The sequence below is a fragment of the Streptomyces sp. NPDC052396 genome, assembly GCF_044593195.1.
Taxonomy (GTDB): domain Bacteria; phylum Actinomycetota; class Actinomycetes; order Streptomycetales; family Streptomycetaceae; genus Streptomyces.
The window spans coordinates 66,978-88,629 of the sequence record NZ_JBIUAW010000010.1 but is presented as its reverse complement, the minus strand read 5'-3'; the positions used below and the strand labels follow the sequence as shown (position 1 = coordinate 88,629).

Annotated in this window: 16 protein-coding genes and 2 pseudogenes; 7 read left to right on the top strand and 11 right to left on the bottom strand. The window is 71.6% G+C overall.

Features of this window, described 5'->3' with window-relative positions; translation table 11 throughout:
* Position 1: 1 nt before the first annotated feature.
* The 3 genes from ACIHFE_RS25195 (at position 2) to ACIHFE_RS25185 (ending at position 10,956) form a co-directional block, all read left to right on the top strand.
* A complete protein-coding gene (locus tag ACIHFE_RS25195; protein ID WP_400109870.1) occupies positions 2 to 982 on the top strand; it encodes a dimethylarginine dimethylaminohydrolase family protein in 981 nt (326 codons plus the stop codon).
* Positions 979 to 2,727, top strand: coding sequence for an ABC transporter ATP-binding protein (locus ACIHFE_RS25190; RefSeq protein ID WP_400109868.1), 1,749 nt, complete (start codon positions 979 to 981; stop codon positions 2,725 to 2,727). The genes ACIHFE_RS25195 and ACIHFE_RS25190 overlap by 4 nt, the downstream gene beginning before the upstream one ends.
* 312 nt (positions 2,728 to 3,039) lie before the next feature.
* Positions 3,040 to 10,956 (top strand): SDR family NAD(P)-dependent oxidoreductase, encoded by a 7,917-nt coding sequence (locus tag ACIHFE_RS25185; RefSeq protein WP_400109866.1) that lies wholly within the window; start codon positions 3,040 to 3,042, stop codon positions 10,954 to 10,956.
* On the opposite strand, the gene ACIHFE_RS25180 is transcribed toward ACIHFE_RS25185, so the two are convergent.
* The 5 genes from ACIHFE_RS25180 to ACIHFE_RS25160 all read right to left on the bottom strand — a co-directional run bounded on the left by ACIHFE_RS25180 (position 10,934) and on the right by ACIHFE_RS25160 (position 14,038).
* Positions 10,934 to 11,062: an SDR family NAD(P)-dependent oxidoreductase gene (locus tag ACIHFE_RS25180; protein WP_400109864.1), complete on the bottom strand. Its 129-nt coding sequence runs from the start codon at positions 11,060 to 11,062 to the stop codon at positions 10,934 to 10,936. The two genes, ACIHFE_RS25185 and ACIHFE_RS25180, sit on opposite strands and share 23 nt — an antisense overlap.
* A gap of 132 nt (positions 11,063 to 11,194) precedes the next feature.
* On the bottom strand, positions 11,195 to 12,163 hold the full coding sequence (locus tag ACIHFE_RS25175) for an alpha/beta hydrolase (RefSeq protein ID WP_400109862.1): 969 nt from the start codon (positions 12,161 to 12,163) through the stop codon (positions 11,195 to 11,197).
* 103 nt (positions 12,164 to 12,266) lie between these two features.
* Positions 12,267 to 12,710 carry a heme-binding protein gene (locus ACIHFE_RS25170; protein WP_400109860.1) on the bottom strand — a complete coding sequence of 148 codons (444 nt, stop codon included), beginning with the start codon at positions 12,708 to 12,710 and terminating at the stop codon, positions 12,267 to 12,269.
* 10 nt (positions 12,711 to 12,720) lie between these two features.
* Complete coding sequence (locus ACIHFE_RS25165; protein ID WP_400109858.1) at positions 12,721 to 13,041, bottom strand: NIPSNAP family protein; 321 nt, start codon at positions 13,039 to 13,041, stop codon at positions 12,721 to 12,723.
* A 28-nt stretch (positions 13,042 to 13,069) separates the two neighbouring features.
* Positions 13,070 to 14,038, bottom strand: coding sequence for an NADP-dependent oxidoreductase (locus ACIHFE_RS25160; protein WP_400109856.1), 969 nt, complete (start codon positions 14,036 to 14,038; stop codon positions 13,070 to 13,072).
* 183 nt (positions 14,039 to 14,221) lie between these two features.
* On the opposite strand from ACIHFE_RS25160, the gene ACIHFE_RS25155 reads away from it, so the two are divergent.
* On the top strand, positions 14,222 to 14,620 hold the full coding sequence (locus ACIHFE_RS25155) for a winged helix-turn-helix transcriptional regulator (RefSeq protein ID WP_400109854.1): 399 nt from the start codon (positions 14,222 to 14,224) through the stop codon (positions 14,618 to 14,620).
* 32 nt (positions 14,621 to 14,652) lie between these two features.
* On the opposite strand, the pseudogene ACIHFE_RS25150 reads toward ACIHFE_RS25155, so the two are convergent.
* Positions 14,653 to 14,886 (bottom strand): annotated as a pseudogene (locus ACIHFE_RS25150) (FAD-dependent monooxygenase); the annotation flags it as partial.
* 76 nt (positions 14,887 to 14,962) lie between these two features.
* Between ACIHFE_RS25150 and ACIHFE_RS25145 the strand changes: the two are divergent.
* Entirely contained in the window at positions 14,963 to 15,097 is a 135-nt protein-coding gene (locus ACIHFE_RS25145; protein ID WP_400109853.1) for a hypothetical protein, read from the top strand.
* 126 nt (positions 15,098 to 15,223) lie between these two features.
* Here the strand turns inward: ACIHFE_RS25145 and ACIHFE_RS25140 are convergent, their stop codons facing one another.
* From ACIHFE_RS25140 to ACIHFE_RS25130, 3 genes are all read right to left on the bottom strand, one after another.
* Positions 15,224 to 16,453, bottom strand: coding sequence for a protein-glutamine gamma-glutamyltransferase (locus ACIHFE_RS25140; protein WP_400109851.1), 1,230 nt, complete (start codon positions 16,451 to 16,453; stop codon positions 15,224 to 15,226).
* Between the two features lie 162 nt (positions 16,454 to 16,615).
* On the bottom strand, positions 16,616 to 17,107 hold the full coding sequence (locus ACIHFE_RS25135) for a hypothetical protein (protein ID WP_400109849.1): 492 nt from the start codon (positions 17,105 to 17,107) through the stop codon (positions 16,616 to 16,618).
* A gap of 677 nt (positions 17,108 to 17,784) precedes the next feature.
* Positions 17,785 to 18,999: an MFS transporter gene (locus ACIHFE_RS25130; protein ID WP_400109848.1), complete on the bottom strand. Its 1,215-nt coding sequence runs from the start codon at positions 18,997 to 18,999 to the stop codon at positions 17,785 to 17,787.
* 75 nt (positions 19,000 to 19,074) lie between these two features.
* On the opposite strand from ACIHFE_RS25130, the gene ACIHFE_RS25125 reads away from it, so the two are divergent.
* Together ACIHFE_RS25125 and ACIHFE_RS25120 are read left to right on the top strand one after the other, a co-directional pair.
* A complete protein-coding gene (locus ACIHFE_RS25125) occupies positions 19,075 to 19,437 on the top strand; it encodes a MerR family transcriptional regulator (RefSeq protein ID WP_400109846.1) in 363 nt (120 codons plus the stop codon).
* 70 nt (positions 19,438 to 19,507) lie between these two features.
* The gene (locus tag ACIHFE_RS25120; protein ID WP_400109844.1) at positions 19,508 to 20,308 is read left to right on the top strand and encodes an alpha/beta fold hydrolase; all 801 of its coding nucleotides are present in this window, start codon (positions 19,508 to 19,510) and stop codon (positions 20,306 to 20,308) included.
* Here the strand turns inward: ACIHFE_RS25120 and ACIHFE_RS25115 are convergent.
* Positions 20,302 to 20,544: pseudogene (locus ACIHFE_RS25115) on the bottom strand (transposase); the annotation flags it as partial. The gene ACIHFE_RS25120 and the pseudogene ACIHFE_RS25115 sit on opposite strands and share 7 nt — an antisense overlap.
* A 466-nt stretch (positions 20,545 to 21,010) precedes the next feature.
* Positions 21,011 to 21,214, bottom strand: a complete 204-nt coding sequence (locus ACIHFE_RS25110; protein ID WP_400109842.1) for a hypothetical protein — start codon at positions 21,212 to 21,214, stop codon at positions 21,011 to 21,013.
* Positions 21,215 to 21,652: the final 438 nt, after the last annotated feature.

Sequence of the window (21,652 nt, the reverse complement as noted above, 5' to 3'; positions counted from 1 at the left end):
GATGTCAGAAGCAGTACGACCACCCGAGACGTCCAGCGAGCCATGGGAGGGACTGGCCGACCGGCCGGCCAATCCCACCCAGCTCCGGCGGCCCGCCTTCCTCATGAACGCCCCCTTCTCCTACACCTGTGAGGTCCCCAACAACGTCTGGATGGAGGAACTGACCGCGGAGGAACGGATACCCGACACCCAGCGCGCCTTCGCCCAGTTCCTCGACCTCTACAACTACGTGGCCTCCGAAGCCCTCGTGGTACTCCTGCCCACACCGCGCACCACCGGGCTCCAGGACCTTGTCTTCACCGCCAACCTCGGCATCGTGCTGGAACACCTCGAGGACCGGAACACCGTCGTCATCTCCCGCTACACCTCACCGCCCCGCCAGGCGGAAACCCCGGTCGGCACCGAGTTCTTCAAGGCGATGGGCTACGAAACCCACGTCCCACCCACCCGGTTCGAGGGCGAGGCCGAGCTCAAGCACCTCCACGACAACGTCTACGTCGGCGGCTACGGCCAGCGCTCCGACCGCGAGACATACGACTGGATGGAACGGACCTTCGGCATGGAGGTCGTCAAGCTCCGGATGACCGACCCCCACCTCTACCACCTCGACTGCTCGGTCTTCCCGCTCACCGACCAGAAGACCCTCGTATGCACCGCGCTCTACGACGAAGCGGAAATACGCGAACTCGAGAAACGCACCGAGATACTCGACATCGACGAGGACGACGCCTACACGGGCATCTGCAATTCCGTACGCCTGGACAACGTCCTCCTCAACTCCTCGCACATACACGACCTCAAGGCCGGCACCGACGAATACGACAGCGAAGTGCGCAAGAACCGGAAGCTGGAGGACATCGCCTCCCGGCTTGCCTTCGAGGTCTCCTACTTCAACCTGTCCGAGTACCACAAGGGCGGGGCCCTGCTGTCGTGCATGATGATGCACCTCAACCGCTTCTCCTACGCCTTCCCCCTGCTGTGACGCGCTCGCGCAACATCGATGTCCTGTGGTCCTTCGTCCGCCCCCACCGCCGCGCCCTGGTACTGGGCCTGCTGCTGGGCCTCGGCACCACCCTCGCCCAACTGGCCACCCCGATGGTCACCAAGCACGTGCTGGACGGACTGGACGAACGGGCGCCGGTCGGCCCGTCCATCGCCGTGCTCGTCGGCCTGCTCCTCGTCGGCACCGGGTGCGCGCTGGTGGAGTGGATCCTGCTGGGCGGCCTGGCCGAACGCATCGTGCTCGAGGCCCGCAGCTCCATGGTCCGGCTGCTGCTGCACGCCCGGGTCGCGGCGCTGGCAGGCCGCTCCGGCGGCGAACTCGTCACCAGCGTCACCTCGGACACCCTCCTGCTGCGCGAGGCCGCGACGAGCTCGATCGCCGACCTCGTCAACGCGGTCGTCCTGCTGGTCGGCGCCCTCGCCCTGATGGGCACCCTCGACGGGGTCCTGCTCGGCACCACGCTCGGCGCCATCGCCGTCATCGGCGCGGTGGTCGCCGTGCTGATGCCGCCGATGGCGGTCGCCCAGCGCGAGGCCCAGGCGGCGGTGGGCCGCCTGGGCGGCGTACTGGAGGGCACCCTGCGCGCCATCCGCACCGTCAAGGCGAGCCGCGCCGAAGGCCGTCAGTGCGCCAAGGTCCTCGCCGAGGCGCAGGAGTCGACGCGCCAGAGCATCCGCGCCGTACGCTTCGAGGCCGTCGCCTGGACCGTGGCGACCGGCGGTATCCACATCGCCATCCTGGTCGTCCTCGCCCTCGGCGCCTGGCGGGTGACCACGGGCGTGCTCCCCGTCTCCAGCCTGGTCGCCTTCCTGCTCTACGCCTTCCAGATCCTCGACCCGGTCACCAGCCTCACCCGCACCGTGAGCAACTTCCAGTCAGGCGTTGCTGCGGCGGAGCGCATCCGCGCCCTGGAACACCTGGAGGCGGAAGACCTGACCCCCGCCCCCGCCCCGCTCACCGCACCCACTCCCTCCGTGGTGGCCTTCCACAAGGTCACGGCCCGCCACCGCCCGGACGGCCCCCCAGCCCTCAGCGACCTCACCTTCACCATCCCGCGCCGCGGCCACACCGCCATCGTCGGCCCCTCGGGCGCGGGCAAGACAACGGTCTTCTCCCTCCTGCTCGGCTTCCTCCAGCCACAGCACGGCGAACTGACCCTGGACGGAACTCCTTTTTCGCAATGGCCACTTGACGCCGTCCGAGCCCGCATGGCCTACGTCGAACAGGACGCCCCCCTGCTCCCCGGCACCCTGCGGGAGAACCTCCTCTGCCGCCACCACGACGCCGACGATGCCGCCCTGTGGGCGGCACTGCGCGAGGTCCGCCTCGACGCGAGGATGCGCGCCCTGCCCGACGGACTCGACGCCGTCCTGACGGACACGACGATGTCCGGCGGCGAACGCCAGCGCATCGCCCTCGCCCGCGCGCTCGTCGGCGACCCCGACATCCTGCTCCTCGACGAGGCCACGGCCCAGCTGGACGGCCTCACCGAAGCCGCCGTACGCGACGTCGTCCGCCGCACGGCGACCCGCGGCGCGGTCGTCACCATCGCCCACCGCCTGTCCACCGTGAGCGATGCCGACCGCATACTCGTCCTCGACCAGGGCCGCCTCCGCGCCCTGGGCACCCACGCCCAACTCCTCGGCGAGGACGCCCTCTACCGCGACCTCGTCGCCGCCCTCCGCATCGCCCCGGCGCCGGGGGCGGACGGCGACGCCGTGTAGTGGATGCGGTGGTCACTGCCGATGCGCTCTGACCCGGGTTCGGACCGGGGCGCCCTGCCCGCCGGGCGCCGGCCGCCCGGTAGCTGTCGCCCGCCGAGAGGACGCCGGGGGAGTCGCTGCCCGCGAGGCGAGCAACGGCGGCGGGGTCAGGACCTGCCGGCGGCCCCGTGCACCTGGACCGCCCCGCTCGTGCCCCCCTCCACAGCGGAGCGCCCGCCTTCGCCTCAACGGCTTCCTCGGTGCACGTCCACGCGCATGGCCGAGTATGTTGGCCGGGGCGACCGCGGTGCGGGTTCGGGGGAAGGCGGCCTCATGGGCGAAGGTGCGAAGCAGGTGCGCGACTTATTGATCCGGCCTCTGCCCGGCGCGTTGAAGGAGCACGCCGCACGCGGGCCGGGCCGCGTCGCCTACGAGGACGCCCGGCGGAGTGTGACCTACGGGGAGCTGGAGCGGCGGTCCGCCCGGCTGGCGGGTCATCTGCGGCGGATGGGCGTACGGCACGGTGACCGGGTGGCGCTCTGCGTGGGCAACCGGGTGGAGTTGGTGGAGAGCTGGCTGGCCGTGCTGCGTGCGGGGGCCGTGGGGGTGCTGCTCGACCCCGGCTCGACGGAGGACGAACTGGCCTACCTGGTCGGTGATTGCGCCCCGGCGCTGGTGGTCACGGGGGCCGCTCTGCTGCCGGCGCTCGGACACGCCGCTCCGGGTCTGCGGACGCTGGCGGTGGACACGGCCGCCTTCGGGGAACTGGCCGGCAGCGACCCCGGACTCCCGCCGCGCGACGACCTCGGCCTCGACGAACCGGCCTGGATCCTCTACACCTCGGGTACGACCGGGCCGGGCAAGGGCGTGGTGTCCACTCAGCGCGCCGCGCTGTGGTCGGTGGCGGCGGCCTACGTCCCGCTGTGGGGGCTGGGGCCGCAGGACCGGCTGCTCTGGCCGTTGCCGATGGCTCACGCCTATGCCCACTCGTTGTGTCTGCTGGGGGTGGTCACGGTGGGGGCCGGCGCCTACCTCCTCGACCGCGGTGCCCGTCCGGCGGACGCGCTGACCGAGCGGCCGTTCACCCTCCTTGCCGGTGTGCCCGCAACGTACCGGCTGCTGCTCGACGAACTGTCCCACACATCCCGGCGGCCACTGCCGGGGCTGCGCCGCTGCGTGAGCGCGGGCGCGCCCTGCCCGCCGGAGCTGCGCTCGGAGGTCGAGCGGCAGTTGGGCGTTCCGCTGCTCGACGGCTATGGCTCCACCGAGACCTGCGGAAAGATCGCGGTCGCCCCGTTCGACGGCGCGGGGCCCGACGGGCTGCCGGTGCCGGTGCCCGGCGTCGAGGTGCGGGTGACCGATTCGGCGACCGGCGAGGACGTCGCCGACGGAGGCGAGGGGGAGATCCGGGTCCGCGGCCCCCAGTTGATGACCGGCTATCACCGTCGCCCCGACGAGACGGCCCGGGCCCTGCGGGGCGGCTGGTATCGCACCGGAGACCTCGGCCGCCGCACCCGGGACGGCGGTCTGTGCGTCACCGGCAGGGTCGAGGACCTGATCATCAGCGGTGGTGAGAACGTCAACCCCTCCGAGGTCGAGCGGGTGTTGCTGGACTGCGCCGGGGTGATGGACGCGGCGGTCGTCGGCAGGCCGCACGACGTGCTGGGCGAGGTGCCCGTCGCGTTCGTCGTACCCGGCCCCCAGGGCGTGGACACCGATGCCCTCCGTGCCGCGTGCCGGGCACGGCTGTCGGCGGTCAAGGTGCCTCACGAGTTCCATGAGACGACCGAGCTGCCCCGGACGCGCTCGGGCAAGGTCCAACGGCGGGCGCTGGCCGGGCAGTCGGCCGAGGAGGCCGCGGCATTACGCGCCACGGCCACCTCGGAACTCCTCGAACGGCTGCGGCCGTTGCCCGCGTCCGCACGCCACGAAGCCGTACTGCGCCTGGTCCTCGACGCGGTGGCCGAAGCCGGTGACGTGCCGGGTCAGGACGTGGTCCCGGAACTGCCCTTCGCCGGAATGGGGTTCACCTCCCTCGCGGGGGTACGGCTGCGCGACCGGCTCGCCGCGGCCACCGGACTGACCCTGCCCACGACCCTGGTGTACGACCGGCCGACCCCCGCCGCCGTGGCCCGCAGCCTGTACGCCACCCTCTTCGGCGACCCGGAGACCGCATCGGCAGCCGGAACATCCCGTACCGCGACGGCCGGGGAACCGGTGGCCGTGGTCGCCATGGCATGCCGCTACCCGGGCGCCGACGGCGATGTCACCTCTCCCGAGGAACTGTGGCACCTGGTCGCGGACGGAACCGACGCGACGTCCGGCTTCCCCGCCGACCGCGGCTGGGATGTGGCGAGGATCCACGACCCCGACCCGGACCGCCTCGGCACGTCCGTCACCCGCCGGGGAGGATTCCTGCGCGGGGCCGCGGACTTCGACGCGGCCTTCTTCGGCATGTCCCCGCGCGAAGCCCTGGCCACCGACCCGCAGCAGCGGCTGCTGCTGGAGATCTCCTGGGAGCTGTGGGAGCGGGCCGGTATCGACCCGCTCACCCTGCGGGACAGCGACACCGGCGTATTCGTCGGCGTCATGCACGACGACTACGCCGGACGCCTCCTGCACCATGGGCCCCACGAGCTGGAGGCGCACCTCGCGCTGGGGTCGGCGGGCAGCGTGGCGTCCGGCCGTCTCGCCCATCATCTGGGGCTCCGAGGGCCCGCCGTGACCGTGGACACCGCCTGCTCGTCCTCACTCGTGGCCTTGCACTGGGCGGCGCGGGCGCTGCGCTCCGGCGAGTGCGCGCTGGCCGTCGCCGGGGGAGTCACCGTGATGGCCACTCCGGCGTCGTTCGTCGCCTTCAGCAGGCTGCGCGCACTGGCGCCGGACGGCCGCTGCAAGCCCTTCTCCACGACGGCGGACGGCACCGGCTGGGGCGAGGGCGCGGGGCTGGTCCTGCTGGAGCGGCTGTCCGACGCCCGGCGCAACGGCCACCCCGTGCTGGCCGTGCTGCGCGGCTCGGCCGTCGCCTCCGACGGCGCCTCCAACGGGCTCACCGCCCCCAGCGGCCCGGCCCAACAGGATGTCATCCGGCGGGCGTTGGCCGACGCCGGACTGTCCCCCGCGGACATCGACACCGTGGAGACACACGGCACCGGCACCGCACTCGGCGACCCCGTCGAGGCCCGGGCACTCCAGGCCGCCTACGGGCAGCACCGCCCGGCGGACCGCCCGCTGTGGCTGGGCGCGCTGAAGTCCGTCACCGGGCACACCCAGGCCGCGGCAGGTGTCGGCGGCGTCATCAAGACCGTCATGGCCATGCGCCACGGGCGGCTGCCGCGCATCCTGCACTGCGCGCGGCCGACACCACAGGTGGACTGGGATGCGGGCGGCGTGCGGCCGTTGACGGAGGACCGGGAGTGGGCGACGGCCGACGGACGGCCCCGCCGCGCCGGGGTGTCGGCGTTCGGGATCGGCGGGACCAACGCCCACGTCATCCTGGAAGAGGCGGTCCCCGGGGCCGATGCCGGGCGGGATGCCGATCCGGTGGCCCTCGTACCGCCGCTGCTGCTGTCCGGTGCTGACGCGGGCGCGCTCCGCGACCAGAGCCGACGGATCGCCGAACTGCTGCGCGGGGAACCGGGATTGTCCCCACTCGACGTCGCCTTCTCCCTGGCCACCACCCGCGCCGCGCTCTCCTGCCGCGCCGCTGTGGAGGCCGGCGATCGTGCTGTTCTGCTGGATGCTCTGGACAGCCTGGCGGCGGACGGCCCCACGCCCCTGGCGGGCGCGGTGGTCCGGACCACCACCGGGCCCACGGCCCGCCTCGCCGTGCTCTTCACCGGACAGGGGGTGCAACACCCCGGCATGGGACGCGCCTTGCACGGCACGTTCCCGGTCTTCGGCGCGGCCTTCGACGCCCTGTGCGCCCGTTTCGACGCGGCCTTCGGCGACGGCCTCCGTCCGCTGAGGGAGGTGCTGTGGGCTCCCGAGGGCACCACGAACGCCACGGCCGTCCGCGACCGGACGGGCATCGCCCAGGCGGGACTGTTCGCCTTCGAAGTGGCCCTCTTCCGGCTGCTGGAATCCTGGGGGATCCGTCCCGCCGTCCTGGCCGGACACTCCCTGGGCGAGATCGTCGCGGCCCATGTCGCGGGCATCCTGACGGAACCGGACGCCGTCGCCCTCGTCGCCGCACGAGGACGCCTTATGCAGCAACTCCCCGGCGGCGGAGCGATGGTGGCCCTGGAAGCCTCCGAGGACGAGGCCCTTGCGGCACTGGGCGACCTCGCGGACCGGGCGGCCGTCGCCGCCGTGAACGCCCGGCACTCGGTCGTCGTCTCCGGCGAGGAGGCGGCCGTACTCGCCGTCGCGGACCGCTTCACCGCCCGCGGCCGGCGCGCCACCCGGCTGCGGGTCGCCCACGCCTTCCACTCCCCGCTGATGGAACCGGCCCTGGCCGCCTTCGAACGCGTCGCCGCCGGCCTGACCCACCACGAGCCGCGCATCCCGGTGATGTCCGCCGTGACCGGTCGCCCGGCCGCAGGGGACGAGCTGCGCTCGGCCGCGTACTGGGTACGGCATGCCCGGGCGACCGTGCGCTTCGCCGATGTCGTGCACCGGCTGACGCACGACGAACGCATCACCGTCTGCGCGGAGTTGGGTCCAGGAGCGCAGCTCACCGCGGCGGCCACCGCCGGGTCCGCCCAAGAGGACGGCCGTGCACCCGTGTTCCTCGCCACCGCGCGGAGCGGTGCCCCGGAACCCGCCGCGCTGCTGTCCGCCGTGGCCCGGCTGCATGTGGAGGGAATCCGGGTCGACTGGCGCCGGGTGTACGAGGGCAGCGGCCCCCGGCGGGTGGACCTGCCGACGTACCCGTTCCAGCGCCGGCGCCACTGGCTGCCCGGCGGCGCCGCGCCGTCCGCACCCCGCACGGACGGCCGCGCCCATCCACTGCTGACCGGGGCCGCCACGCTGCCCGGTACCCAACGTCTGGTGTGCACGGGTGACTTGTCCGGTACGGACCAGCCGTGGCTGCGCGACCATGTCGTCGCCGGGAGCACCCTGGTCCCCGCGGCGGTGTTCGCGGAAACGGCGCTCCACGCGGGCGGGATGTGCGGACTCGACGGACTGGAGGAGCTGGTACTGCTGTCCCCGCTGGCCCTTCCCGACGGGGACGGACGGATACAGCTACAGGTGGAGCTCGGTGAACCGGACGCCGCCGGACACCGCGCGGTGGACATCCACTCCCGCCCCCGGACGGCGGGCCCGCTCGGTAACTGGACCCACCACGCCACGGGACGGCTCGGCCCCGTACCACGAGCCCGGGAGCGCGAGGGCGATGACGGGACGTGGCCGCCCCAAGGAGCCGTTCCGCTGGACCTCACCGGCGCCTATGAGCGACTGGCCACGGCGGGACACGCCTATGGGGCGGCGTTCCGGGGCGTCACCGCCCTCTGGCGGAGCCCGAGTTCGGGTGAGCTGTTCGCCGATGTGCGGTTGCCTGCCGAGCTGCACTCCGAAGCGCGACGCTGCGTCATCCATCCCGCCCTGCTGGACGCGGCGTTGCACGCGCCCCTGCTCGCCGCAGGCTCCGTCGGCCCCGCCCGCCTCCCTTTCACCTTGCGAGACACGGCAGTTCACGCCATCGGCGCCACGGCACTGCGGGTGCGTGTCCGCACCGTCGGCGCGGACGAGGTCAGCGCGCATCTCACCGATCCCGCGGGCGCTCCGGTGGCCCGGGTGGGGTCCGTGACCACGCGTCCGCTGCCGACGTCACTCTCCGAGGACGGAGCCGGGGCCCTGTACCGCCCGCACTGGGTCGGTGTACCGGTCCATGACGACGGACCGGCGCTCACCGTGACGCAACCCGACGACCTGGGACTCCGGACAGCGCTCTCCGGAGCCGGTACGGGCCCCGGGCCGGCCGTCGTCTCCCTGGCCGCCCCACCGGCGGCCGCGGCGAAGAGCCCCGCCGAAGCCACGCACGTCCTCACCGCACGCGCCCTGTGCGTGCTGCGGGAGCACCTGTCCCGTCCGGCAGACGGTGGCGGGCGGCTGGTCGTGGTCACCCGCGGCGCCTTCCGCGACGCTCCGGACCTGCCGGCCGCCGCCGTGTGGGGCCTGGTGCGGTCCGCGCAGTCGGAGCACCCCGGACGGCTCACCGTGGTCGACCTCGACGACCACCCCTCGTCCCCGCTGCTCCTGCCCGCCGCCCTTGCCACCGGTGAGCCACAACTCTCCCTGCGCGAAGGCGCCGTACGCGTTCCCCGGCTCACGCCCGCGACGGGGGACCGTGCCTGCGGCGGTGCCCTGGGCGGCGGCACCGTGCTGATCACCGGCGGCACCGGGGGCCTCGGCGCGCTCCTCGCCCGGCACCTGGTCGCCCGGCATCGGGTCCGGCACCTGGTCCTGCTCAGCCGACGCGGCCCACGGGCGCCAGGGGCCGAGCGGCTGCGGGCCGCGCTGGAACGCTCCGGGGCCCGTGCGGACGTGCTCGCCTGCGACACCGCCGACCGCGAACGGCTGACGGAGGTGATCACCCGGTACGCGTCCACCCTCACTGCCGTGGTGCACGCAGCCGGAGTCCTCGACGACGGCGTCCTGGCGGCCCTCACCCCCGCACGCCTGGACGCCGTATTGCGACCGAAGGCGGACGCGGCCTGGAACCTGCACGAGGCCACCGAGGGCCTGCCCCTGTCGCACTTCGTCCTGTTCTCCTCGGCGGCCGGGCTGCTGGGCAACCCGGGCCAGGCCAACTACGCCGCCGCCAATGCCTTCCTGGACGCCCTCGCCCGGCACCGCACCGCCGTGGGCCTGCCCGCGCTCTCCCTCGCCTGGGGACCCTGGGGCGGGCCGGACGGGATGGCGGCGGCCCGCGCGGACCGCCCCGGCCGGGCGGCAGACGACATCCTTCGGGCGATGCCTCCCGACCGCGCGCTGGCCCTGTTCGACACCGCCCTGGACATGAACGCCCCGGTGCTCGCCCCGCTGCTGCTCGCCCCGCCGCACCCCACCGCCCCTCCCGGCGGCACCCCGCCGCTCCTGAACACCCCGCTCCCACCGGCCCGCCCCACCGCGCACTCCGGGAGCGCGACGCCCGCGGCCTGGCGGCGAGGACTCGACGCGCTGCCGGACCCCGACCGCCGCGCCGCGCTGCTGGAACTGGTCCGCGAGGAGACCGCCGAGGTCCTCGCCCACCCCGACGCGTCCGCCGTGCCCCCCGACCGCCCCCTCACCGAGCTGGGCCTCGACTCCCTGACGGGCGTCCTGCTGCGCAACCGGCTCAACGCCCGTACCGGCCTGTCCCTGGGCGCGGCCGCCGTCTTCGACCTGCCGAGCGCCCGGGAACTCGCCGACCACCTGTACGAGGCATTGCCGGGGGAACCGGGGCCGGAGGAGAAAACCGAGCCCCGACCGCCCCGGACGCTCGCCTCCCTCTACCGAGGAGTGTGCGGGACCGGCGATGTCGTCTCGGCCATGCATCTCCTCGTCACCGCCTCCCTTGCGCTGCCCGCCTTCGACGCCACCGAGGCCACCCGCCACGCGCTCGCCCCCCTCCGGCTGGCCGAGGGCGGGGACGACGACGGTCCCGCGCTGGTGTGCCTCCCCGCCTTCACCCCCGGCCTGGGCCGCCCCGGTTTCGCCACCCTGGCTTCCTTCTTCCGGGGCGAGCGGGACGTCCTCGAACTCCGGCACCCCGCACTGGACCGAGGAGAGGCCGTCCCCGGCACCTGGGAGACCCTCACGGAACTCCACGCCGCCACCGTGCGGGAACACCTCGGGGACCGCCCCTACGTCCTCGTCGGCCACTCGATGGGCGGCTGTGCGGCTCACTCCGTGGCCGCCCGGCTGGCGGGCACCGCGACTCCGCTGGCCGGTCTCGTCCTCGTCGACACCTACCATGTCACCCCGGATGACGAGGACCGGCCGTGGCTGCTGGCCATGCCCGCCCGCCCGGCCCTCGAACTGGGCGAGCAGTTCGATGCCGTGGTGGACGACACCTCCCTGGCGGCCCTGGGCGCCTACAGCCGCCTGGCCCGCGGCTGGACCCCGGAACCCATGCCGATTCCCACCTTGTTGATCCGCGCCACCCGGCCCCCGTCCCCGGGCGGGGGCTGGCGGCAGACCGCTTGGCCCGCTCCGTGCGCGACCGCCGATGTCGTCGGCGACCACTGGAGCGTCCTCGAGGAGGAGGCGCGTACCACTGCCGGAACGATCAGTGCCTGGCTCATGGGGCCGGGCCGTCCATAACGATCACCGTGGCGCCTTCGCGCCCGAAGCGATACGCGGTGGCGACGCCGATCCCGGACCCGCCGCCGGTGACGACGACCTTGCCGGCGAAGCGGTTCCCGTCCACGGCGACTCCCCACTGTTCTGCGAGCTCCGGATTTTCCCTGCTCAAGGCAAGCCCGGTAGCGGAAGGTGACGCAAGGGGTGAACCGCGGCTGTGGTGAGTCGGCGTGGGACCAGGGCGGGGCCCGGTGTGGGTTCAAGCGGTGCCGAAGACGTGGCGCAGGAAGTCGATGGCCTGGGTGAGGGCGGCTTCGGCGGCCTTGGTGCCGCGCAGCGCGTTGAGCATCACAAAGTCGTGGATGATCGCGGGGTAGCGGGTGCTGGTGACATGGACGCCGGCCTGGCGCAGCTTCGCGGCGTAGGCCTCGCCCTCGTCGCGGAGGACGTCGGCCTCCGCGGTGATGACCAACGCCGGTGGCAGACCCTCCAGTTGGCCGACCGTGGCGCGCAGCGGGCTGGCGGTGATCTGGGCGCGCTGGGCCGGGTCGGTCGTGTACTGGTCCCAGAACCACTGCATGGCGTCGCGGCGCAGGAAGTAGCCGGTGGCGAACCGGTGGTAGGAGGGGGTGTCGAAGGCGGCGTCGGTGACCGGGTAGAAGAGCACCTGCCCGGCGAGCGGGATGCCGCCGCGCTCCTTGGCCATGAGCGTGAGGGCGGCGGCCATGTTGCCGCCGACCGAGTCGCCGGCGACCACGATCCGGGTGGCGTCCAGGTCCTTGGCGGAGCCGTCGGTGACGACCCAGCGGGCGACCGCGAAGTTCTGCTCGATGGCGACCGGGTAGCGGGCCTCGGGGGACAGGTCGTACTCCGGGAACACCACCGCGGCCCCTGCGCCGACGGCGAGTTCGCGTACCAGGCGGTCGTGCGTGTGGGCGTTGCCGAACACCCAGCCCGCGCCGTGCAGGTAGACGATCACCGGCTGCGGGCCGGTGGCGCCCTCGGGCCTGACGATCCGCGTGCGTACCGAGCCGGTGGGACCGCCGGGGACGGTGAGCCACTCCTCGTCGACGGCGGGCTTGGCGATGTCCCCGGACTGGACCTGGTCGACGGCCTTGCGGCCCTCGGCCGGGCCGAGGTCGAAGAGGAAGGGCGGCTCGGCGGTCGCGGCGGCGAACTCGGCCGCGGCCGGCTCCAGGGCCGGCGCGGCATCGGTCTGGTCGGTCATGGCTGAACCTCCGTGAAAGTGGGGCTGGTTGACGGCTCCGGTGCGGAGTCGCGCCGGGCGGGAGAGCGGGTACGGGGAGTACTGGCCGGCAACGGGCGGGCCGTCAGGGCAGATCGAAGCCGAGGGAGGACAGGGCGGCCTCCGCGGCCTGCTGGTCCTGCTCGTATGTGCCGCCGGAGATGCCCAGGCCACCGATGCACCGGCCGCCGGTGGTGATCGGGTAACCGCCGCCGACCGCCAGCAGGCGGGGGTGGTGGCCCAGGGGAGCGACCTGACGGTCGGCCAGGTACTCGTTCCACACATGGGTGGCGGTCCGGAACGACGCGGCGGTCCAGGCCTTGTCGACGGCGACCTCGGCGGTGAGGAACGGGGTGTCGTCGGCGCGGTCGAACGCCTTCAGGTGACCCCCGGCATCGGTGACGGCGACAGCTGCCTCGAAGCCGATCCGGGCCGCGGCCGCGTGCACGGCCGCGATCAACGCGCCGGCCGTGGCCCGGGTGATCGAGTAGTCGGTGGACGACGTGGTGGGGACGGTGTCAGTGGTCATGAGAGCTCCCCTACTGCAGCGGTGAGGCGGGCGTGGGTGTGACGCGGGTGACGACGGACTTCTCCGGTATCAGCAGGCCGTACACCACAGGCCCTATCTCCTTCGTCCACCGGTCGCTCTCGTAGACCGCGGCGTACAGCGTCTCGCGCTGGGCCTCGTTCTCGAAGCGCCGTATCCAGACGTAACCGTCCTTGTCCTCCTCGTCGGTGAAGGACGCGGTGACGATCATGCCCTTGGCGGTCTGGAAGGGGATGACCACGTCCTCCATATAGCGGATCCATTCCGCGCGGCGGCCGGGCCGGCTCTGGTAGCGCCGGATCTCGTAGAACATGCGGATGTTCCTTTCGGGTGGAGGGGGATCAGGCCGCGGCGCGGAGGACGAGCTTGCCGCGGGTGCGGCCGTTCTCACCTCGGGTGTGGGCCAGGGCGGCCTGCTCCAGCGGGAAGACGTCTTCGACCTCGGCCACGACCTCAGCGGCGTCGATGAGCTCGGCAATGCGGGTCAGGGCCGCACCGTCCGGCTCGACCAGGAACGGGGTGACCCGGACCCCGCGGGCCCGTGCGGCATCCGCCAGTTCGGGGGAGACGCCGGCCGGGATGGCGACCAGCAGACCGTCCGGGCGCAGGACTTCCAGCGAACGCAGGCTCGTCCTGTCGTGGACGTCGCCGACCAGGTCGATCACGATGTCGACGTCGCGTGCGACGTCCTCGAAGCGGACCGTGGTGTAGTCGATGACCTCGTCGGCGCCCAGTTCCTTGAGCCAGGCGTGACGGCCGCCGCTGGCGGTGGCGAGGACGTGCGCGCCCAGGTGCTTGGCGAACTGGACCGCGAAGTGGCCGACACCACCGGCGGCGGCGTGGATCAGCACCCGCTGCCCTGCCTGGAGGTCGGCGGTGTCCACCAGCGCCTGCCAGGCGGTCAGCGCTGCGAGCGGCACGGCCGCGGCTTCCTCGTGTCCCACGGTGGTGGGCTTGCGTGCGAACTGGCGGGCGGGGGCCGTGACGTACTCGGCGTAGCCGCCGGCCGCGCGCGGGAACCACGGCATCCCGTACACCTCGTCCCCCACCTTCAGGGTGGTGACGCCGAAGCCCACCGCCTCCACCACGCCGGAGACGTCCCAGCCGAGCACAAACGGCGGCTGCCCCAGCACCCCCGCCATGCCGCTGCCGGCCCGGGTCTTCCAGTCCACCGGGTTGACACCGGCGGCGTGCACCCGCACCAGCACCTCCGTCGGCAGCGGCTCGGGCCGGGGCACCTGCCGGACCCGGAGCACCTCCGGGCCGCCGAAACCGTCCTGGACGACTGCGCGCATCATGTCTGCGGACATGGCCATCTCCTTGAATCGCAGCATGCGGAAGGCCTTTGGCGGCCTCCGTGCCGACGGGAACGTCGACGGGAACATCGACGGGAATGAAGCTACGTCCGAGGGTGTAGTTACCAGCAAGGGAGACTGCTTCCCTTTGGAAACCATCCTGGTGAACCAGGTGAACCTGGTGAGGAGCGCCCTCAGATGACGACCAGCTGCCCGACCGGCCAGCACTCGCACCACGACGTCTATGCCGCGCAGTGTCCCTGCCGAGCCCTGCTCGACCTGCTGGCCAACAAGTGGTCAGCGCTGGCCATCGGCGCACTCGAGGACGGACCGCAACGTTTCGGCGCACTGCAGCGCCGGCTCCAGGGCGTCAGCCCCAAGGTGCTCACCCAGACTTTGCGCCGCCTGGAGGACTTCGGCCTGGTCGACCGCACCGTCTATCCGGCGGTGCCGCTGCACGTCGAGTACGCCCTCACCGCCCTGGGCAAGAGCGCCGCCGTCCCACTCAATCTGCTGCGCACCTGGGTCGAGGAGAACATCGACAACATCGGCGGTTCGGAGTCGGCCGACCGGGAGGGGGCCGAACCCATGCCCTGACAACCACCGGGCGACGGCCAACCGCCAGGGGGTCAGCCCGCCCGGTGTTGGGCGGTGAACTGGTCCAGCAGTCCCTGCGGGGTGTCGGCGCGGAAGCAGGTGCGGAGGTTGGCGGCGGACATCGCGGCCGCGGCCTGGCTGCGGGGGAAGAGCGCCTGTTCGTAGGCGGTGAGGGCGGCTTCGGTGTCGCCGGGGTGGGCGGCGATGGCCTGACCGAGCTCGGCGCCGTCGAGCATGGCGAGGTTGGCGCCTTCCCCGGCGAACGGGGGCGACGGCGCCCCTGCGGCTCAGGTGCCGGGTGGGGTGAACAAGTCGGGTTCGAGTTCGGCGACGATGCCCCTGGTGACCAGTCATTTCAGTCTCGAGGCCCTGCAACGGACGCTATCGCGCCCGGAATTGGGCATCGCGGTCCGGTTGGGGGAGTGCGACTGCCTGATCACCGACGACCGGTGCGTGCTGCGCGGCCGTACCTCCTAGGAGGACTATGACGATCCCGCCCTCGGCGCTGCCCGGTGCGAGTCATGCTGCGGCTGCCGCGGCCCACGGCCTGTCCGATGGAGGGGTAGGGGGGCCGGGTGAGCCGGTCCCCCCTACCCGGTTCGGTCAGGGCCAGCCCTGCTCCACCTTGGCGGGGGCGGTGTTCCAGCTCCTGGGTATGAGCGCGATCATGTAGGTTCCGCGGTCGAAGTCCTCGTACCCGGCAGACCAGTTCCGGAACTTGCTTTCGTACACGTGCATAGGGCCCAGGTCGCCATTGGGCGCGTGATAGTGGTTGGCGTGGGTCCAGATGGTGTTGTCGGCATCCGCCTCTGCTTGGGCACCGAACCAGCCGTAGTCGAAATTGACCCAGCTTTCACCGGGGTTGGCGGGGCTGCGCGGAATGTTTCTGTCCTTCGACATGTCGACCAGGCCGGTCCCCTGGTCGGGGCGGAAGGCGTCCGGGTCGCCGTACTTCCTCTTGTCGGAGGAGCCCCGCTGGTCCTGCCCGCTCCAGAAGTGCTTTGAGTAGATCACCGCCTTCATCCTGGACGGGTCGTAGTTGCCTCCGTCCCTTTCCCTGAAGGACGGTGTATTCCGCAGCGCCGAGTAGAAGTTCGAGCGGCTGTCCTCGTGGAGCAGAGCGTCATTGTTGTTGGTGAGTTCTGTCTTGAGGTTGTCGATGTACGTGCCCTCGTCGTGCGCGTTTCCCAGGGCCTTGTTCATGATGGACGCCACTTCACGTGCCCGCTTGAAACCCTTCCCCTCGTCGAAGCTGTCCTTGGCGATGCGGCCCTCGAACTCCGCCCGCGTTTCCCCGTCCCGGGGCCTGGTGTTCCTCAGGTCGTTCTTGTACTTGTTCTCGTCGAAGAACGAGAACGCCAATTTGTTCGTCGGGTAGGGGCCCGAGTTGACCCAGGTGACGCCGACGCAGCCGTAGGACAGCTTTTCTCGCTGTTCCTCGGTCATTTGCTGCTTCTTGCCGTCGCGGTGGCTGTAGACCTGCTGCCACTTGCGTATGTAGTTGTTGACGACCGTAGTGGCCCTTCCCCCGTAGGCCCGGTATGAGTCGGGCATTCTGTCGAGCGGCTCGGCGGGAGGGGTTTCCCTGTCATCGGAAAAGCTGGGGGCCCGGAAGGACGGCGCGACGCCATGCCGGCCCAGAGCCAGGGCTCTTTCGTTGAGTGCATTGATGTTCTCGACATCGTCCGCCGTCAGGCCGTGCGTTTCGGCGTAGGACCGCTTCGCTTCCCCGTTGCCGATGCCGGCGGCCTGGCTGACCGACGGCATTAATCCCGCGGTGCATATGACCGCACTCGCAGCGGCGAAGGCGAAAAATCTCCGACTCTTGCGCATGAAAATCAATGACTCCCTTGTGATGAAATCTCGTGAACGAGGGCATGCGAGTGCGGCGAGCCGCTGCGCCGGCGGCGCGGCCGTTGCCGGTCAGGACCGTGGTGGCCGCCGGGCGTGCTGGGCGCGACTCGGTCGCCCGGGTCGGGCGGGGCGGGTGATCGGCTACATCAGGGTCGTCGCCGAGGCGACGACGCGGGCCCGGTCCGGTTGGCCGGGGTTGCCGTAGCGGACCTCGACGCGCGGGTGGGAGCGCATGAACTCGATGTCGACCAGGCGGACTTGGCCGGGGTGGTCGACCGTGCGCACGGCGATGTCCGTGTCGAGGAAGAAGCTGAACTCACCCGTCGCCGGGGCGTAGACGAAGAACTTGCCGCCATCGAAGTCCTGTTGGGCGACGTCCTTCGTCAGGACCAGGGACCAGAAGCCCACACAGTGGCCAGTGGGACACATGAACTGGAAGTCGGCCCGCAGGCCGTCCAGTTCCATCCGGCGGAAGGGGTTGTCGTCGTCCGAGTTGACCACGGCAGCCGGGGTGGTGGTCGCCGGGGCGGCCGTGTTCGGTGTGGCCGCCTGGGCCCCCTGGGTAAGGGGCAGGGCCAGGGCCGCGGTCACGGCGACGGTGGTGAGGGCGCGGAGAGCGGTTCTGCGTATCACTTCTCGGCTCCTGGATGAGTGATCAGGTCGATACGAGCAGTGATCATGTACTTGTGTTAACTCCCCGGCAACATCATGGCTTTAAAACCGGCCAACCTGTCACATGGGGCGACATCCAGCCATGCATCCGATCTGGTCCAGCTTGGAGATGTGATGCGACAGTGCTCTCCCGCTCCTGGAGTGTGGCGAGCGGCGAGGCCGGTGCCGATGTTGACGGGAATCCCGCGGTGGGCTCAATTGCGCCGTTGCGGACCGGGGTGAAGAGTCCTGTTCGGCGGCGGTGGTCCCGGGGCGGGGCCGGTGTCGACTTGACTGAGGCGCCGTCAGGTGCGGGTGTGTCGTTCCTGCGTATCAGGTTGGCGACTGCGGAACTTCGCCTGTGGGCGACGGCGGTGACCTCGCGGGGTGCGCACTGGAGAGGAAGGCCGACAGGCGGCGCCGAACACCCCGTGTGTCGATCACGGTCTGGTCGGTCAGGCGCAGCCGCCCGTGTTGCCGAAGATCCAGTGACCATGTCGGCGATGCCCTGCCGCTGGAATCGCGGGTCTTGTCGGAGAGGGGGTCGGTGCGCCCACGCGGGGCGTGGCATTGCCGTCCGGTATCGCCGGAGGCAGATGGTGCTGCAGCACTCGTGGCGTCGGCAGCCTGCCCGCCCTGCGGTCGTCACGCGAACGAGGTCATCGGCGGGTCGGGAAGCCGTGGTGACGGGCAGTGGCCGTGACGGTCAGGGCGAGGGCCAGCAGCGCCAGGGCCGACCAGGGCAGATAGTTCGGGCCGGTGTGGTCGAGGAGGAGGCCGCCGGCGAATGCGGCGGCGGCGATGCCGAGGTTCCAGCAGGTGACCAGGAGGGACTGGGCGAGATCGGCGGCCGTGCCCGCGGCGTCGGCGACGGCGGTCTGCAGCAGGGTGGCGGCGCCGCCGAAGCCGAAGCCCCAGACCGTGGCGGCGCCGTAGACGGGCCAGGACGCCGAGGTGAGCAGGGCGGCGGCGACGAGGGTGGTGGCGAATGCGAGGAGTCCGCAGGCGGCGAGGGTCAGGGTGCGCAGGTGCCGGTCGATCAGTGCCCCGGTGGCGAGGATGCTGACCAGCGAGGACAGGCCGAGGACCAGCAACACGGTGTCGGTTCGCCCTTCGAGGTTCAGCGGTTCGAGTAGTGCGGCGACGTAGGTGTAAAGCAGGTTGTGGGCAAGGACGAAGGCGGCGGTGACGCCCAGGACGGCTGCCACGCCGGGGATCCGCAGCACCCTCCGCAGTGGCGGCCGGTCGTGCTCGTCGCGGCCGGGAACGGCCGGGACGCTGACGGCGATCCAGCCGACCAGGGCCAGCGCGATCACGCTCATCAGCCCGAAGGCGACCCGCCACCCGGCAGCATCGGCGAGCGCGGTGCCGGCCGGCACCCCCACCGAGAGGGCGACGGTCGAGCCACTCATCGCCACCGCCATCGCCCGTCCGCGCTGCTCCGGCGCCACGATGCTGCGGGCGTACCCGGCCAAGAGAGCCCAGAGCAGCCCGGCGACCAGGCCCGCCGCGAAGCGCGCGGCCATGGTGAGCGGGTAGTTGCCGGAGACGGCGGTCACCGTGTTGGCCGCCGCGAAGCCGCCGACAGCCAGGAGCAGCAGCCGCTTGCGCGGCCAGCCGGCCGTGGCGGCGGTCAGCGGGATGGCGGCCGCGATGGAGCCCACCGCGTAGAGCGTGACGGACTGTCCGGCGCCTGTCTGGCTGACGCCGAGGTCCGCGCTCATTGCAGGCAGGACACCCGCCGGCAGGGCCTCCGTCATCAAGGTGAGGAACCCGGCGGTGCTCAGGGCCAGCAGCGCCGGCCAGGGCAGTCGGGCCGAGCTCGCGGGCGGCGCCATCGGACAGGTGGGGGACCGGAGTTCGTTTGTCGACATGGGCCGATCGTCTATCGTTGACATGGATGTCAAGGTCCAGCCGGGACGGCCCGGTCAGGATGTGAGGGCAGTCACATGAGAATCGGCGAACTGGCTCGGCTGACGGAGAGCACTCCGCGCCTGCTGCGCTATTACGAGAAGCAGGGCCTGATCGCCCCTCGCCGCGAGGCGAACGGCTACCGGGACTACGACGACTACCTGGTGGACCGGGTGCTGCAGATCCGGGGGCTGCTGGACGCGGGGCTGCCGACCCGGATCATCAAGCAGATCCTGCCCTGTCTGGACACCCCGCAGACGATCCACTTCGCGGACGCCACCCCGGAGATGCTCGACACCCTGGAGTCCGAGACGGAGCGGATGACCCGCCGGATCCAGTGCCTGACCCGCAACCGGGACGCCATCCTGGAGTACCTCTCGGTGGTCAGAGAGCTCGCCTGACCCCCGGTCGGGACTGGCTCGAAACTGCCGCTTGACCCTGACACGAGTGTCAAGGTCGGAGGTTGTGGCCATGACCGACTCCGCCATCCGGCACACCGCATTCGGCGACGGCACTCCGCTCGTCCTGATCCACGGCTACACCGTCGACCACCACGTCCTGCTCCCGCTCGAACCCGCCTTCGCCGCCCGCCCCGGCTGGCGGCGCCTCTACCTCGACCTCCCCGGCCACGGCGCCAGCCCCCGGCTGCCCGGCCCGACCTCGGCGACCGCCCTGGCCGGAGCCGTCTTCGAATGGATCGACGCCGAGCTGGGCGACCGCCCGTTCGCGGTGGTCGGGCAGTCCTTCGGCGGTCAGCTGGCCCGGGCGGTGACGGCGCGGTACGGGGAGCAGGTGCTCGGCTCGGCCCTGCTGGTGCCAGTGGTGTGCTGGGGCGACGACCGGACCTTGCCCGGGGAAACGGTACTGGAGCGCGACGAGGAGCTGCTCGACCGCCTCCCGGCCGCCGACCGCGAGCTCTTCGGCCACGTCATGGCCCGCCTGGACAAACCCAGGTGGGAGCTCTTCGAGCGATACGTGCTGCCCGGCCGGCGGGCCCACGACGAGGCGGCCGCCGCCGAGCTGGAGACCGACTTTCTGCTGCCGCACTGGCCGGAGCACCAGACCCCCGCGCACCGCGGGCGCCATCTGCTGGTGACCACCCGGCAGGACGCCCTGGTGGGCTGGCGCGACCAGCTGGCCCTGCTCGACCACTACCCCCGGATGGCGGCGACGGTGCTCGATGCCGCCGGGCACAACCCGCAGGTGGAGTGCGCCGAGACCGTACGGGGCCTGGTCGGGCACTGGCTCGACGGGCTCGCGCGCCCTTACTGAGCGTTTCGGCATGCCGTCCGGAGTCGCCGGAGGCAGATGATGCTGCAGGCGAGTTCGAGCAGGCCCTGGTGAAGGTCGGCGCGTCGTTCGTAGCGGGTGCGGAGTCGCTTGAACCGGTGCAGCCAGGCGAACGCGCGCTCGACGACCCACCGGACCTTTCCCCGTCCGGAGCCATGGGCGACGCTGCGTCGGGCGATCAACGGTTTGATGCCGCGCTTCCACAGCAGGCGACGGTATTTGACGAAGTGTCCGGCGGCGTTGGGGCCGAGGTGGGTGCAACAGGGGCTGCCGTCCGGGGCAGCCGCTGCGGCATCGGTGGCGGGTGAGGATGCCGTCTGGATGGTGGTGGCAGAGAGTGAGTGGCGCTGAGAGCCCGCGGGCGTCTGCCGCCTCGGAGGGACTGCTGCCAGGCGGCGGCGGTGATCGCGACGCCGCGTGCGCCCTCGCTCCTTGAGTGGCGTCACGGCTACGCAGCCTGTCCCCTCGGAGGCGACCGTTAGAAGGCGGCAGCGGTGATCGGGGGGTGAAGAGGAGTTGCGATTTCTCGGCCTCTTAAGAGGTGGCCGTCACCCAAGCCTTGTCTGTGGCCAGCGGGTTCGGGTGATGTCGGTGTCGAGAAAGGGGAGTTGGAAGGTCTCGGCATACCGGACGCCGCCGGTCTTCTGGTCCCAGGGCCGGCGGCGTCCCGTTCGATGTGCGCTGTCAGAAGAAGTAGGCGCCGTCCACTGTTCCATCGGTGTTGTGACTGGCGATGAACTCACCCTCGCCTTGGGCGGGGTTGACATTGGCGAAGTTGACGGCGTCCACCCAGGTGGCAAAACCGGTGACAGCGTGCCACACAGCGCCCGGCTGCGCTTCGCTGCGGGCTCGTTTGAGGGTGCGGGCTTCGTCGACGGACAAGGTCATGGAAACGACCCCTTTCCGGAGGAATCGAGGAGCAATCACGATTCCTTACGGAGTGTACTTTCGGCTTAACCGAACGTGTTCGCCTGGCGAGGGTCCCGGCGATGCAACGGACACGGCGTGCGGTGGCTCGATCACGCGTGCGCGCCAAGGGGGCGCCCCCTGCGTGCATACGGCGCGAACGTCGGGGCTGCGGCCCAACTCCCATGCGCTGGTGTGTGCTTTGACATCGCCCTCCGTAGATCACCTGATCGGGATTCGCCTGTACTCATGGCGCCCACATGCTCACCGTGCACACCGAGGTGGCCAACACACCGATGCTCCGGATCCCGCATCACCTCGGCTCCCCGGGTACGCGCACGGTTTCGGCTGAGATTTGAGCCGACGTTCGTTCCAACTGCCGGAGCTGCTCCGGGGCTTACGGTTCGGGCGCGCTCTGGC